This is a genomic window from Nonomuraea maritima, assembly GCF_900100395.1.
GTDB classification, from domain to species: Bacteria; Actinomycetota; Actinomycetes; order Streptosporangiales; family Streptosporangiaceae; genus Nonomuraea; species Nonomuraea maritima.
Window position 1 is genome coordinate 147,271 of sequence record NZ_FNFB01000015.1, and the last position, 13,095, is coordinate 160,365.

Sequence of the window (13,095 nt, forward strand, 5' to 3'; positions counted from 1 at the left end):
GCTCTGTCCGGTGGACGAAAGTCCCTTTGATAGCCTTTTGGGTGGTTAAGGCATATATGTCCGCTAATGGGGGTTTGCGGAGCGGTGTGACGGCTCGGCGGGTCTGTCGTCTGTAACGGGTGACCTCCCCTGCCGCCGTCCGCGCGTCGATCTCCGCCGTGCACGCGGGGCGTCGGGCATGAGGGCCGGCTCGCAGCAGCCTGCCCACGTCGTTCATATGGATGGATCGTTCACATGTCCGCAGGTTCCGCTGCTCACCGTCGCGCGGAGGCGCGATCGCTGCCGGCGGCGGCCGTCATCGACGCCGACGGCGTCGTGCTCGGCTGGACGCGGGCCGCGGAACGGCTTCTCGGTTACCGCCCGGCGGACATCGTGGGCCATTCCGCAGCGATCCTCCTCACACCCGGCGACCATGACGAGCGGCTCTCGTCGTGGGCCCGCGAGTACGGGCACCGCGACAGCTGGTCGGGCCTCGCCGAGGTACGCCACCGGAGCGGCGACCGGCTCGTCCTGCACCTGCAGGGCCACCGGCTCCCCGCGGCCGACGGACGCTCCGCATGGGTGCTGTCGGCGAACCCGGCCTCGATGAAGGCCGCCCTGGAACCGCTCGTGGAGCCGCTCGTCCAGCGTTCCCCCGTGGCGATCTGGATCTGGGACCGCGACCTGCGGTGTGTGTGGCGTAACGCGAAGGCGCGGCACTTCCACGAGGTCCTGAGCCTGTGCGGCGACGGTGAGGCGCCACCGGAGGAGCCGTTGCTGCACCGCGACAGCCAGGTGGCCAAGTTGGTGCGCCAGGCACTCGAGGACGGCACCCCGGTGATCGACAACGAGGTGCGGCTTGCCGCGGTCGACGGCAGCACGCGCACCCTGTCGATCTCGGTCTTCCGCCTCGACGACGTGGACGGGCTGCCCATCGGCGTCTGCTCGCTGGCCATCGACGTCACCCAGAGCATGGCCCGCGAGCGGGTCTCGCTGCTCGTCGAGGCGAGCACGTCCATCGGCACCTCGCTCGACGTGTGGCAGACCGCGCAGGAGCTCGCCCAGTTCGGCGTGCCCGACCTGGCCGACTACGTCGTCGTCGACCTGGTCGAGTCGGTGCTCCCCGAGTCGGTGCTCCCCGATGATGACGACCCCGACCGCCCGAGCGCCGAGACGTACAGTTCCGTCTTCCGCCGCGCCGGCATGGCGTCGAGCCGGCCGTCGGGTCCTCCCTCGCCGTGGGCGCGCGGCGAGGTCGTGTTCCTGCCGCCCGACTCGCCCTACACGGACGTGCTGGCCACAGGCTGCTCCTTCTTCGAGCCGGTGGTGGACACCTCGCCAGGAACCTGGATGGACCACGACCCGAAACGCGCGCGCGTGACCCGGGAGGAGGGGATGCACAGCAGGATGGTGGTGCCGCTGCGGGCACGCGGCGAGACCCTGGGCGTCACCGCCTTCATCCGCAGCGCCAATCCGACCCCGTTCACCTGGGACGACCTGATCATCGCGGAGGAGTTCGTCGCCCGCGCCGCGCTCAGCCTGGACAGCGCGCGCCGCTACACCCGCGAACGCACCGCCGCGCTCGCGTTGCAGCACAGCCTGCTGCCGCGCCGGCTCTCCGGCGGCGACGTCATGGAGGTCGCCCACCGCTACCTGCCCTCCGGCACGCACAGCGGCGTCGGAGGCGACTGGTACGACGCGATCCCGCTGGACGACGGCCGGATCGCCGTCGTCGTCGGCGACGTGACCGGGCACGGCATCAACGCCGCGGCGTTGATGGGCCGGGTCCGCACCGCCGTCCGCACGCTCGCGTACCTGGGCATGCCGCCGTGCGAGCTGCTCGCGCGGCTCGACGTCCTGGTGGCGCAACTGCACGAGCAGGACGACGAGGGGGACGACAGCACACTCCTGTCCCGGAGCTCCACCTGCATGTACGCCGTCTACGACCCCGCCACCCGCCGCCTGTCCATGGCCACCGCCGGGCACCCGCCTCCCGTCGTCGTCCACCCGGACGGCGAGGCCGCGTTCCCTGAGCTGTTCGTCGGCCCTCCGGTCGGCCTGGCCCTCGGCTCGTACGCGTCCGTGGAGGTCGAACTGCCCGCGGGCACGGTGGTCGCCCTCTACACCGACGGGCTGATCGAGCGGCGCGACGACGACCTCGACGCCGGGATGGAACGCCTGCGCGAGGCTCTGGCGAGCCGGGTCGGCCTCCCGCTGGAGATCCTCTGCACGAGCGTGATCAACGCCATGGTGGGCGGCCGCGCCGCCGAGGACGACGTCGCCCTCCTGGTGATCCGCACCCGCTGAGTCACTCGCCCGTCTCGGCCAGGCCGCGCAGCAGGTCGGACGACGGGGAGCCGGTCTGGGCGGTGTAGACGACGAGTTTGAGGTCGGGGTCGGCCGTCGGGGCGAACGACTCCCAGTTGAGCGTCATCGTGCCGACCTTGGGGTGGTGCATGCGTTTGACGCCGTACGTGCAGTACGTGACCCGGTGCTCGGCCCAGTGCCGGACGAAGTCGGGGGAGTTCGCGGTCAGGTCGGCGACGAGTTCGGCCGGGCGCGGATTGCCGCCGGCCCGGCCGAGCGCCCCTCTGAGCCAGGCGGCGCACTCACCCGCGACGTCCTCCCAGTCGGGGAAGACGTCGCGGGCCGCGGGGTCGCAGAAGATCCAGCGGATCTCGTTGCGTTCGGCACGGGGCAAAGCGTCGAAGTCGGTGGTGATGGCCGTGGCCATCCGGTTGGCAGCCACGATGTCGAGGGCGTCGGTGAGCAGGAACGCCGGCACCGGGTCGAGCATCTCCAGCATCGTCCGCAGCGCGGCGCGCGGCTTGATCGGCTGGGCGGCGGGAGGGGTGTGTCGCCCGTTGACGAGTTCGCGCAGGTGGAGCCGTTCCTCGGGGTCGAGCCGCAGCACCCCGGCGACCGCCTCCAGCACCTGGGCGGAGACGTTGCCGACGCGCCCCTGCTCCATCCGGGTGTAGTAGTCGACGCTGACCCCGGCCAGCAGGGCGAGCTCCTCGCGTCGCAGCCCCTTCACGCGGCGGACGTCGGCCCGCGAGGGCAGTCCGACGTCGCGGGGCGTCACGCGGGCCCGTCGCGAACGCAGGAACTCGCGCAGCTGGTCTGGCCGGCTCATGTGGTCGAGTATCCCATGTGCGGTCGTGAAGCCCCAGGTCGAACCCCCGTTTTACCGGGGTGAGTGGCCGCGCAGCCGCTCGCCGCAACCGGCCAGGCCCGCGGCGGAGGCGGCGTCCAGCAGCCGTAGTTCCTCGACGACCCGCTGGAGCCGGTCCACGGCGCTGAGCGTGCGGGCCAGCAGGCTGTCGAGGTCGATGTGCTCGGGGTGCAGGCGCGCCTCCTCCAGTTCCGTCCGCAGCGCCGCGAGCGGTGTCCGCAGCGCGTGGGCCGCGTCGCCGGCGAGCCGGCACTGTGCCTCCAGGACGAACGCCACGCGCTGTGCGATCTCGTCCGTCCGGCCTGGGTGTGTGGTGATGGCGTGCACGTGCGATGCCCTCCTCCGGTCGGCGCTCCGCGGGGCGGCCGCGGATGTCACTCATGGAAACACCGCATGACCTGTGGAAACAGGGCCTGGACCAGCCCTTCGCAACCTAGGTCCGGCCAGTGCCACCTTCGGTGGCCGGCGGGCGTGTGACCGGCTCGCCGTCGCCCAGGTCGGTGCGCCGGTCACGCGCGGAAGGGACCGTTCCGACAGAACCCCCGACTGTCGCTGACTCGGGTGGCACCCGGCCCCTTCTTCAGGGAACCATCCGATCGGCCGGACGCGCAGTGCCGAACGTGGCCCTGTCCACCCCAGGGTTGCCAACCCCACCTACCCTCACAAACCAGACAAAGAATCTTGGACTAGCGTGTATGTTTACGTAAACATCCACCGGGGGCGAACGAGCAGGAGTGGTAGTGACAGCAAATCAGGGGCCTCGCTGGCTGCGGTGGCCGTCGGAGTCGTCCCGCGGACGGCTCGGCTTCGGCGCCGACTACAACCCCGAACAGTGGCCTCGCGAGGTCTGGAACGACGACGTGCAGGCGATGCGCCGCGCCGGCGTGAACATCGTCTCGCTGGCCATCTTCTCGTGGGCCAGGATCCAGCCGGGCGAGGACCGCTGGACGTTCGAGTGGCTCGACGAGATCATGGACCTGCTCCACGCGCACGGCATCGCCGTCGACCTCGCCACCGCGACCGCCTCGCCGCCGCCCTGGCTGACCGCCAAGCACCCCGAGATCCTGCCCGTCGACCACGACGGCCGTACGCTGTGGCCGGGCGCCCGCCAGCACTGGCGCCCCACGTCGCCCGTCTTCAGGCAGTACGCCCTGCGCCTGGTCCGCGCCATGGCCGAGCGGTACGCCGACCACCCCGCCCTCGCCGCCTGGCACGTCTCCAACGAACTCGGCTGCCACAACGTCTACGACTACTCCGACGACGCCGCCACGGCCTTCCGCGCCTGGCTGCGCGCCAGGTACGGCACGGTGGACGAGCTGAACCGGGCCTGGGCGACCGCGTTCTGGTCGCAGACCTACGGCGACTGGGACGAGATCCTGCCGCCGCGCCTGGCCGCGTCGTACCCGAACCCGACGCAGCAGCTCGACTTCAAGCGCTTCTCCTCCGACGCGCTCAAGGACCACCTGCGCGCCGAGCGCGCCGTGCTGGCCGAGCTGACGCCCGGCGTCCCGGTCACCACCAACTTCATGGTCATGGGCGAGACCAAGGGCATGAACTACGCCGACTGGGCACGCGAGGTCGACTTCGTGTCCAACGACCACTACGTGCTGCCGGGGCCGCAGGCGCGGGACGAGCTGTCGTTCTCGGCCAACCTGACCGGCAGGCTCGCGGGCGGGCAGCCGTGGTTCCTCATGGAGCACTCCACCAGCGCGGTCAACTGGCAGCCGATCAACGTCCCCAAGCGGCCCGGCGAGCTCGCCCGCGACTCGCTCACCCACGTGGCCCACGGCGCCGACGCGGTCTGCTTCTTCCAGTGGCGGCAGTCGGCCGGCGGCGCCGAGAAGTACCACTCGGCGATGGTGCCGCACGCCGGCACCGACAGCGAGGTCTTCCGCGACGTCGCCAAGCTGGGCGCCACCCTGGAGGCGCTCGCCCCCGTCGCCGGGACGCGGCGCCGCCGCGCCGCCGCCGCGATCGTCTTCGACTGGGACTCGTGGTGGGCGAGCGAGCTCGACTCCCACCCCACCTCCCGCCTGCGCTACCGGCAGGAGGCCCTCGACTGGTACTCCGCGTTCGCGAACGCCGGGGTGCGGGTCGACGTGATCAGCCCGGACGACGCGTTCGACCACTACGACCTGCTCGTCGCGCCGATCCTGCACGTGGTGCCAGGGACGCTCGCCGACCGGCTGAACACGTACGTGGCCGGCGGCGGACATCTCGTGGCGACGTACTTCTCCGGCATCGTGGACGAGAACGACCACGTGTGGCTGGGCGGCTACCCCGGCGCGCTGCGCGAGCTGCTCGGCATCCGGATCGAGGAGTTCGGGCCGCTGCTCGACGGCGTGCGCGTGGACCTCGACCTCGGTGTGTCGGGGACGCTGTGGAGCGACCGGATCGACGTCGCGACCGACGACGTCAAGGTGGTGGCGAGGTACACCTCGGGCGACTACACGGGCCGTCCCGCCGTCACCACGCGCCCGGTCGGCGCCGGTTCGGCGTCGTACGTCTCCACGAGGCTGGGCCGTGACGGGCTGGCTCCGGTGCTGGCCGCGCTGCTGGACGTGAGCGGGGTGCGCTCCGAGCTGCCGCCGGCCGCCGCCGGGTCGGTGGAGCTGACGATCCGCACCGGCGACGACGCCGACTACTGGTTCCTGATCAACCGCACCGACGACAGCGTCGAGCTGGGCGACCTGGAGGGCGAGGACATTCTGGCGCCGTCCCTGGCCGCCGGTCCGACCCTGGCCCCCCGCGGGGTCCGGGTCCTGCGCCGCCCCCGCCGCGCCTGACGAACACGAAGAACGGGCCTCACCCGGATGGGTGAGGCCCGTTCTCTTGTGTCACTTGACGGTGAAGCCCTGCTCCTGGCCGTACTTCACGGACGCGTCCTGCCAGGCCTTCAGGCCCTCCGCGAGGGTCGCGGCGCCGGTGTAGGCCTTGCCGACGGTGTCATTGAAGATGCTGTTGGCGTACACCTGGTACGGCAGGTACGACCAGCCGGGCACGACCTCACCGGCCGACTCGGCGAGCACCTGGTTCACCTGCTGGTCGCCGAAGTACGGGAACTTCTTGTCCTTGAACTCCGGCGAGTTCAGCTCGGCGGTCGTGGCCGGGAACGCGCCGCCGTCGAGGCGGATCTTCACGCCCTCGTCCACGTCGGCGAACTTCAGGAACGCGTACGCGAGCGCCTTCGAGGAGCCGGCCTCGGGGATGACGAGGGAGCTGCCGCCGTTCTCGGCGGTGGCCTTGCCGCCGCTCTCCCACTGCGGCATGGGGGCGACCCGCCACTTGCCCTTGCCGGCGGCGACGCCGGTCTCGAAGTTGGCCGGCATCCAGGCGCCGATCACGAGCGTGGCGATCGTCCCGTCGCCGAGTCCCTTGTACCAGGCGTCGCTCCACGACGTGATGGGGGCGAGGAGCTTGCCGGAGATGAGCTGCTGCCAGGTCGAGGCGAACTTCTGCGTGCCGGCGTCGCCGAAGTTGACGGTGACGTCGGTGCCGTTCACCTGGTACGGCTTGCCGCCGGCCTGCCAGATCAGGCTGGTCGCGAAACCGGCGTCGCCGGTGTCGTTGGCGATGTACGCCTTGGGGTCGGCCTCGTGCAGCTTCTTGGCCGCCGCGACGTAATCGTCCCAGGTGGCCGGCACGTCGATGCCGTACTTGTCGAAGACTTCCTTGTTGTAGAACAGGGCCATCGGGCCGGAGTCCATGGGCAGGCCGTAGATCCCCGAGCCGGAGTGCACGGAGTTCCAGGGGCCGGGCGTGAAGGTGCCCTCGAGCTTGTCGGCGCCGAACGCGGTCAGGTCGGTGACCGACTTGCTGAGTGCGAACTGCGGCAGCGCGAAGTACTCGACCTGCGCGACGTCGGGCACGCCCGAGCCAGCCTTGATCGCGTTCTGCAGGGCGGTGTACTGGTCCTTGCCGGTGCCGGCGTTGACCAGGTTGACCTTGACCTTCGGGTACTTCGTCTGGAAGTCGGCGACCACCTGCTTCAGGGTGGGCTCCCAGGCCCAGACCGTGAGGGTGCCGCCGGCGTCCAGCGCCGCCTGCACGTCACCGGCCGACGCGGTGGTGGCACCGCCGCCGCCCGAGTCGCCGCCGGAGGAGCCGCAGGCCGAGGCGAGCAGCGACAAGGACAACGCGGCGCCCACGAGGACGGTGCCGCGGCGGGTTACCTTCATGGATGTGCCTTTCCTATGTGCCTGGGCGGACGTCATTCCTTGACGCTTCCGGCCGCCAGGCCTGACTGCCAGTACCGCTGGAGCAGCAGGAACGCCACGATCAGCGGGATGATGGTGATGAGCGAGCCGGTGATCACGAGGTTGAAGATCGCCTCGCCGCCGCTGGTGGCGGCCTGGGCGTTCCACTGCTTGAGGCCGAGCGTGAGCGGGTACCACGCCGGGTCCTTCAGCATGATCAGCGGCAGGAAGTAGTTGTTCCAGGTCGCGACGACGGCGAACAGCAGCACCGTCACGATCCCGGGTGCGAGCAGCGGCAGGCTGATGCGGAAGAACGTCTGGAACTCGCGTGCCCCGTCCACGCGCGCCGACTCGAGGATCTCGTCGGGGATGGCGTCGGCCGCGTACGTCCACATGAGATAGAGCCCGAACGGCGTGATCAGCGACGGGATGATGATCGCCCACGGCGTGTCCGTCAGGCCGACGTCCGAGAACATGAGGAACGTCGGCACGGCGAGCGCGGTCGGCGGCACCGCGACGGCGCCGATGACGATCGCGAACACGGCCTTCTTGCCGGGGAAGTCGAACTTCGCCAGACCGTAGCCGGCGATGGTGGCGAGCAGGGTCGCGCCGCCCGCGCCGACGACCACGTACAGCAGCGTGTTGAGCAGCCAGCGGGTGAAGATGCCGTCGCCGTAGGTGAAGGTGCGGCCGATGTTGTCGAACAGCGCGAACTCGCCGTCGAACCACAGGCCGAACGAGCCGAGCAGACCGGCCTGCGTCTTGGTGGCGTTGATGACCAGCCAGGCCAGCGGGAGCAGCGTGTAGATCAGCATGAGCGCCGTCAGGACGGTCAGCGTGACGCTGCGCCGGTTGCGCAGCGGCTTCGCGCGGACCACCAGCGGGCGCGACGTCCTGCGGCTGGGCGCGGGAGTGGTGGCGGTCATGGTCAGGCCCCCTTGCGCATGCCGCGGAGCTGGACGACGTAGGCGACGATCATGGTGATCACGCCCATGACGATGGCGACGGTCGCCGAGTAGTTGAACTGCTGACCGGCGAAGGACAGCGAGAAGGCGTACAGGTTCGGCGTGTACGACGTGGTGATCGAGTTCGGCGCGAGCACCTGGAGGATGCTGGGCTCGTTGAAGAGCTGGAAGCTGCCGATGATGGAGAAGATCGTGGCGATCACGAGCGCTCCGCGCAGCGCCGGCAGCTTGATGGACCAGACGATCCGCAGCTGGCTCGCGCCGTCCATCTCCGCGGCCTCGTACAGCGACGGGCTGACGACGCGCAGCGCGGAGTACAGGATCAGCATGTTGTAGCCGACGAACTCCCAGGTCACGATGTTGCCGATGGAGGCGAGCACCAGGCCGGGCGACAGCGGGTCGGGCAGCGACCACCCGAGGGCGTCGTTGATGCTGCCGACGAGGCCGAACTGGCTGCCGTACATGAAGCCCCACATGAGGGTCGCGACCACGGCCGGGACGGCGTAGGGCAGGAAGACCGAGATGCGGAAGAAGCTCGTCCCGTACAGGCGGCCGCTGTCGATGGCGAGGGCCACCAGCAGGGCGAGGAACAACATGATGGGCACCTGGACGACCAGGAAGAGCGCCACCCGGCCGACGGACGCCCACAGCAGCGGGTCGGTCAGTGCCTTGACGTAGTTGTCCAGGCCGACGAAGGCGGTGCCGCCCACGAGCTGCGTGCGGAAGAAGCTCAGATAGATCGCGTACGCGATGGGTGCCAGAAAGACGACCGCGAACACCGCCATGAACGGCCCCACGAACCGCCAGCCCGTCCACGACCGCCGTTCGCGGGGCGCTGCCCGCCCGGTGTCCAGCGTGTTCGCCTGAACGGTTGCGACCACGGGTGCACTCCTCCCTTACCGGGTGTTTACGTAAACATAAGGCACAACCTGCAAAGGGCCGCAAACCGGGTCCTTATTCCGAAATGATCAAAATGGTTATGTTTACGTAAACTTCCGTGCGCGGTATGGTGGCACCGGCCACCACCACCGTCAAGGTCTCCGGACGTCTTGCGGCTGTCCGGAAATCCGGTTCATGGCTGGGCGGAAGGGCGCAGAAGGGCGGGATGGACGCGTGAACCGCGACGAGCGGCAGACGGCGGCGACGGACGAACCCCTGCGGGCCGGCTCCGGAGGCCGGCGCAAGCAGCGGGTCTCCATGGCCGACGTGGCCCGCCTCGCTGGCGTGTCCTCGCAGACCGTCTCCCGCGTCTCCAACGGCAACCCCGGCGTCGTCGAGTCGACCCGCGAGCAGGTGCTGGCGGCCATGAGGCAGCTCGGCTACCGGCCCAACAGCGCCGCCCGCGCCCTGCGCTCCGGCAGGTTCAACACCATCGGCGTCATCCTGTTCAACCTGGCCACGACCGGCACCAGTCGCACGCTCGACGCGATCGCCACCCAGGCCGCCGCCGAGGGCTACGCCATCACGCTCATGCCCATCGACCTGCCGACCCAGGACAACGTGCTGGGCGCGTTCACCCGCATGGGCGAGCTGGCCGTCGACGCGGTGATCGTCATCATGGCCGTCCACCTGCTCGACTCCGGCACGGTCACCCTGCCGCCCGGGGTGCAGGTCGTGGTCGTCGACTCCGACGCGGACGACCGCTACAGCGTCGTCGACACCGACCAGGCCGACGGGGCGGAGCGGGCCGTGCGCCACCTTCTCGACCTGGGCCACCACACGGTCTGGCACGTCGCGGGGCCGGAGTCGTCGTTCTCCAGCCAACGCCGCGCCGAGGCCTGGCAGCGCACGCTCGAGAAGGCCGGGCGTCCGGTGCCGCCGCCGCTGCGCGGCGACTGGTCGGCCGACTCCGGCTTCGCCGCCGGCCTCGCGCTCGCAGACGAGCCCGGCTGCACGGCGGTGTTCGTCTCCAACGACCAGATGGCCCTCGGCCTGCTGCGCGCCCTGCACGAGCGGGGCAGGTCCGTACCCGGCGACATCAGCGTCGTGGGGTTCGACGACAGCCCGGAAGCCGCCCATTACGTGCCGCCCCTGACCACCGTCCACCAGGACTTCGCCGAGATGGGCAGACGGTGCGTCCAGCGGGCGCTGCTCCAGATCCGCGGCGGGCAGGTGCCGCAGTCGGGCACCGACCTCGTCCCCACCCGGCTGGTGGTCCGGGCGAGCACCGCCCCGCCGCGCGGGTAGGGAGTGTTTGCGCAGGTAGAGCGGCATGTGAGGATTGCTGGCATTCTTGGCCGCGGTCGCTGAGTGTTACGTGCGCCACGCCACCAAGCTGGGCGCGGCGCGTTGTGGGCCGCGGCCGTACAGGCAGGCCGGGCCCGGTTGAGATCGTGGGCTTGTCCCTCCCGATCACCGAGGAGGGGCGTTCCAGCCAACGAACTCAGAGGGGAACCTGATCATCAGCATGCGCACGACTCTCGCCACGGCCCTCACCTCGGGCCTCGTCCTGCTCGCCCTCCCAGCCGCGCCCGCGGCGGCCGCCCCGGCGGGGAACGCCCCGTCCTGCGTCACCGTCTGGGAGCGTACGGGCTGGGTCACCAAGACCGGTTACGCCAGGAACGACTGCCGGGAAACGATGAACCTGAAGATCATCTGGGCGCACGGCAGCGATGGGAGCTGCCAGACCGCCCGGCCCGGCGCCACCGTCAGCAGCAAGATCCCGCGCGGGCCCCGGACCTTCGACGGCGCCAGCCGCTGCTGACGTCCGTCCGCCCCGATGTCCTCCGGTCGGGGGCGCGCCGGTGTCCCCGACGAGGTCAGAGCGTACGGGCCAGGAGCAGGGCGATGTCGTCCTCGGCGAGACGCGTCCCCATCATGCCGTCGATCACCGTGCTGCAGAGCAGCTCAAGCGGGAGCGCCGGATCCGTCAGCGTGGCGCTCAGCCGCGCCATCCCCTCGTCGATGTCGGCGTCGCGGGTCTCGACGAGGCCGTCGGTGTAGAGGGCGATGACCGACCCTGGGGCGACGTCGACGGTCAGCGCCTCGTACGACCCGAAGCCGAGCCCGATGGGCGTGCCGACGGGAACGGAAGGGAAGCTCACCTCTCCGCCGGGCGTGACGACGGCGGGCGGCGGGTGGCCGGCGGCCGACAGCGTGAACTGCCTGGTGGCGGGGTCGTAGACCACGTAGAGGCAGGTGGCGCCCATGTCGGCGGGCGACAGCAGGTTCGCGGTGTCCTGCTCGTTCATGCGCGCCACGAGGCGGTCGAGGTGGGTCAGCAGGTCGGCGGGCGGCAGGTTCATGTGGGCCAGCGTGCGCACGGCGGTGCGCAGACGACCCATGGTGGCCGCGGCGTTGATGCCGTGCCCGGTCACGTCGCCGACGACGAGGGCGATGCGCCCTTCCGGCAGCAGGATCGAGTCGAACCAGTCGCCTCCCACGCCGTTGTGCATGTCGGACGGCAGGTAGCGGCCGGCCACCGCGAGCGCGTCGCCGCCCGACAGCGTCCGCGGCAGGAGGCTGCGCTGCAGGGCGAGCGCGGCGTTGTGCTCGCGGGTGTAGCGGCGGGCGTTGTCGAGGCTGAGCGCGGCACGGGCGGCCAGCTGCTCGGCGAGCGTCAGGTCGTCCTCGGTGAACGGCGCCGGGTTGTCGGTGCGGACGAACACGGTGATGCCGAGCACGTCGCCGCGGGCCCGCAGCGGGACGATGATCAGGCTGTGCATCCGCGTGTCGTGAATGATCTTCGAGCGGTCCGGGTCGAGGTCGAGCCAGGTGCCGGCCGAGGTGTTCAGGTGCGGCTCGAAGTGCGAGCGCCCGGACGACAGGACCGCCGTGAACGGCGAGGCCGGAGGGACGTACACCGGCTCCCCCTGGAACCAGAGCGACTCGGGGAAGCTCGGGTGGATCGAGGCCGCGCCGGCGCGGCGGAACACCGGGATGCTGACGTCCGTGGCGGTCAGCCGCTGCAGCGGCTCGCCCTCCGGCAGCACCGACTCGGCGAGGTCCACCGTCACGTAGTCGGCGAGCGCCGGCACGGCGAACTCGGCCATCTCCTGGGCGGTCTTCGTCACGTCGAGGGTGGTGCCGATCCTGGCGCTGGCGTCGGCGAGCAGCGCGAGCCGCTGGCGGGCGCGGCTGTGGGTGATGTCGACGGCCAGCGAGCACACGCCGACGGGCTCGCCGTCCACGCCGTCGAGGCGGAAGAGGGAGATCGAGAAGGTGTGCTCCTCGCGCCCGTCCAGCGTGGTGCGGCGGATCTCCCGGTCGAGGACGGGAACGCCGTCGGCCAGCAGCCGCCGGGCCGCCGCGATCAGGGTCTCGATGCCGTCCTTGGGCCAGTCGTCCACGGAGCTGCCCACCGCGCGGTGGGGGAAGAAGTCCGGCACGCGCGCGGCCGTGTCGTTCAACCAGACGTAGCGCAGGTCGCGGTCGAACATGCCGATGCCGATGGGCGACCGCTTGACCAGCGGCTCCAGCAGCGAGTTCGCCGCCTCCGCCACCGGTGTCGCCCACAGCAGCCATCGGGGACGTCCCGGCGCGGGGTTGACCCGGGCGCCGCGCAGATGGACCGTGACAGGGGTGCCGTCGAGGTGGCGGACCTCGGCCAGGCTGGTCCACTGCTCGCGGCCGGCGACCCGCGACAGGAGGTCCCCGAGCCGCTCCGCCGCGCCCTCGGGCTGGAGCAGCACAGCCGCCGTCCGGTTGACGATGTCGGCGTCCGCGTATCCGAAGAGGTCTTCCGCCGATCGCGACCATCCGGTCACGACACCGTCCGCGTCGATCATGGCGACGGCCGGGACATGCCCCCCGGTGCCCGTCAGCTCCGGCGCGGTCATCG

Annotated in this window: 10 protein-coding genes; 4 read left to right on the top strand and 6 right to left on the bottom strand. The window is 70.8% G+C overall.

The window, feature by feature from the left end; genetic code table 11:
- The first annotated feature begins 234 nt into the window (after window positions 1–234).
- On the top strand, window positions 235–2,286 hold the full coding sequence (locus BLR04_RS23405; RefSeq protein ID WP_090769028.1) for a SpoIIE family protein phosphatase: 2,052 nt from the start codon (window positions 235–237) through the stop codon (window positions 2,284–2,286).
- Window position 2,287: 1 nt separating this feature from the next.
- On the opposite strand, the gene BLR04_RS23410 is transcribed toward BLR04_RS23405, so the two are convergent.
- The gene (locus tag BLR04_RS23410) at window positions 2,288–3,115 is read right to left on the bottom strand and encodes a helix-turn-helix domain-containing protein (protein ID WP_218129125.1); all 828 of its coding nucleotides are present in this window, start codon (window positions 3,113–3,115) and stop codon (window positions 2,288–2,290) included.
- A gap of 51 nt (window positions 3,116–3,166) precedes the next feature.
- Complete coding sequence (locus BLR04_RS23415; RefSeq protein ID WP_090769032.1) at window positions 3,167–3,481, bottom strand: histidine kinase dimerization/phospho-acceptor domain-containing protein; 315 nt, start codon at window positions 3,479–3,481, stop codon at window positions 3,167–3,169.
- 413 nt (window positions 3,482–3,894) lie between these two features.
- On the opposite strand from BLR04_RS23415, the gene BLR04_RS23420 reads away from it, so the two are divergent.
- A complete protein-coding gene (locus BLR04_RS23420; protein ID WP_090769034.1) occupies window positions 3,895–5,940 on the top strand; it encodes a beta-galactosidase in 2,046 nt (681 codons plus the stop codon).
- Window positions 5,941–5,991: 51 nt separating this feature from the next.
- Here the strand turns inward: BLR04_RS23420 and BLR04_RS23425 are convergent, their stop codons facing one another.
- The 3 genes from BLR04_RS23425 to BLR04_RS23435 are packed head-to-tail and all read right to left on the bottom strand — an operon-like array spanning window position 5,992 to window position 9,196.
- A complete protein-coding gene (locus BLR04_RS23425; protein WP_090769036.1) occupies window positions 5,992–7,332 on the bottom strand; it encodes an ABC transporter substrate-binding protein in 1,341 nt (446 codons plus the stop codon).
- A gap of 32 nt (window positions 7,333–7,364) precedes the next feature.
- Window positions 7,365–8,276, bottom strand: coding sequence for a carbohydrate ABC transporter permease (locus BLR04_RS23430; RefSeq protein WP_090769038.1), 912 nt, complete (start codon window positions 8,274–8,276; stop codon window positions 7,365–7,367).
- A 2-nt stretch (window positions 8,277–8,278) separates the two neighbouring features.
- Complete coding sequence (locus BLR04_RS23435; protein ID WP_245740430.1) at window positions 8,279–9,196, bottom strand: carbohydrate ABC transporter permease; 918 nt, start codon at window positions 9,194–9,196, stop codon at window positions 8,279–8,281.
- A 232-nt stretch (window positions 9,197–9,428) separates the two neighbouring features.
- On the opposite strand from BLR04_RS23435, the gene BLR04_RS23440 reads away from it, so the two are divergent.
- Window positions 9,429–10,502, top strand: coding sequence for a LacI family DNA-binding transcriptional regulator (locus tag BLR04_RS23440; protein WP_245740431.1), 1,074 nt, complete (start codon window positions 9,429–9,431; stop codon window positions 10,500–10,502).
- Window positions 10,503–10,722: 220 nt separating this feature from the next.
- Complete coding sequence (locus tag BLR04_RS23445) at window positions 10,723–11,019, top strand: hypothetical protein (RefSeq protein ID WP_090769040.1); 297 nt, start codon at window positions 10,723–10,725, stop codon at window positions 11,017–11,019.
- A 55-nt stretch (window positions 11,020–11,074) separates the two neighbouring features.
- Here the strand turns inward: BLR04_RS23445 and BLR04_RS23450 are convergent, their stop codons facing one another.
- Window positions 11,075–13,093, bottom strand: a complete 2,019-nt coding sequence (locus tag BLR04_RS23450; protein ID WP_090769042.1) for a SpoIIE family protein phosphatase — start codon at window positions 13,091–13,093, stop codon at window positions 11,075–11,077.
- Between the last annotated feature and the right edge of the window lie 2 nt (window positions 13,094–13,095).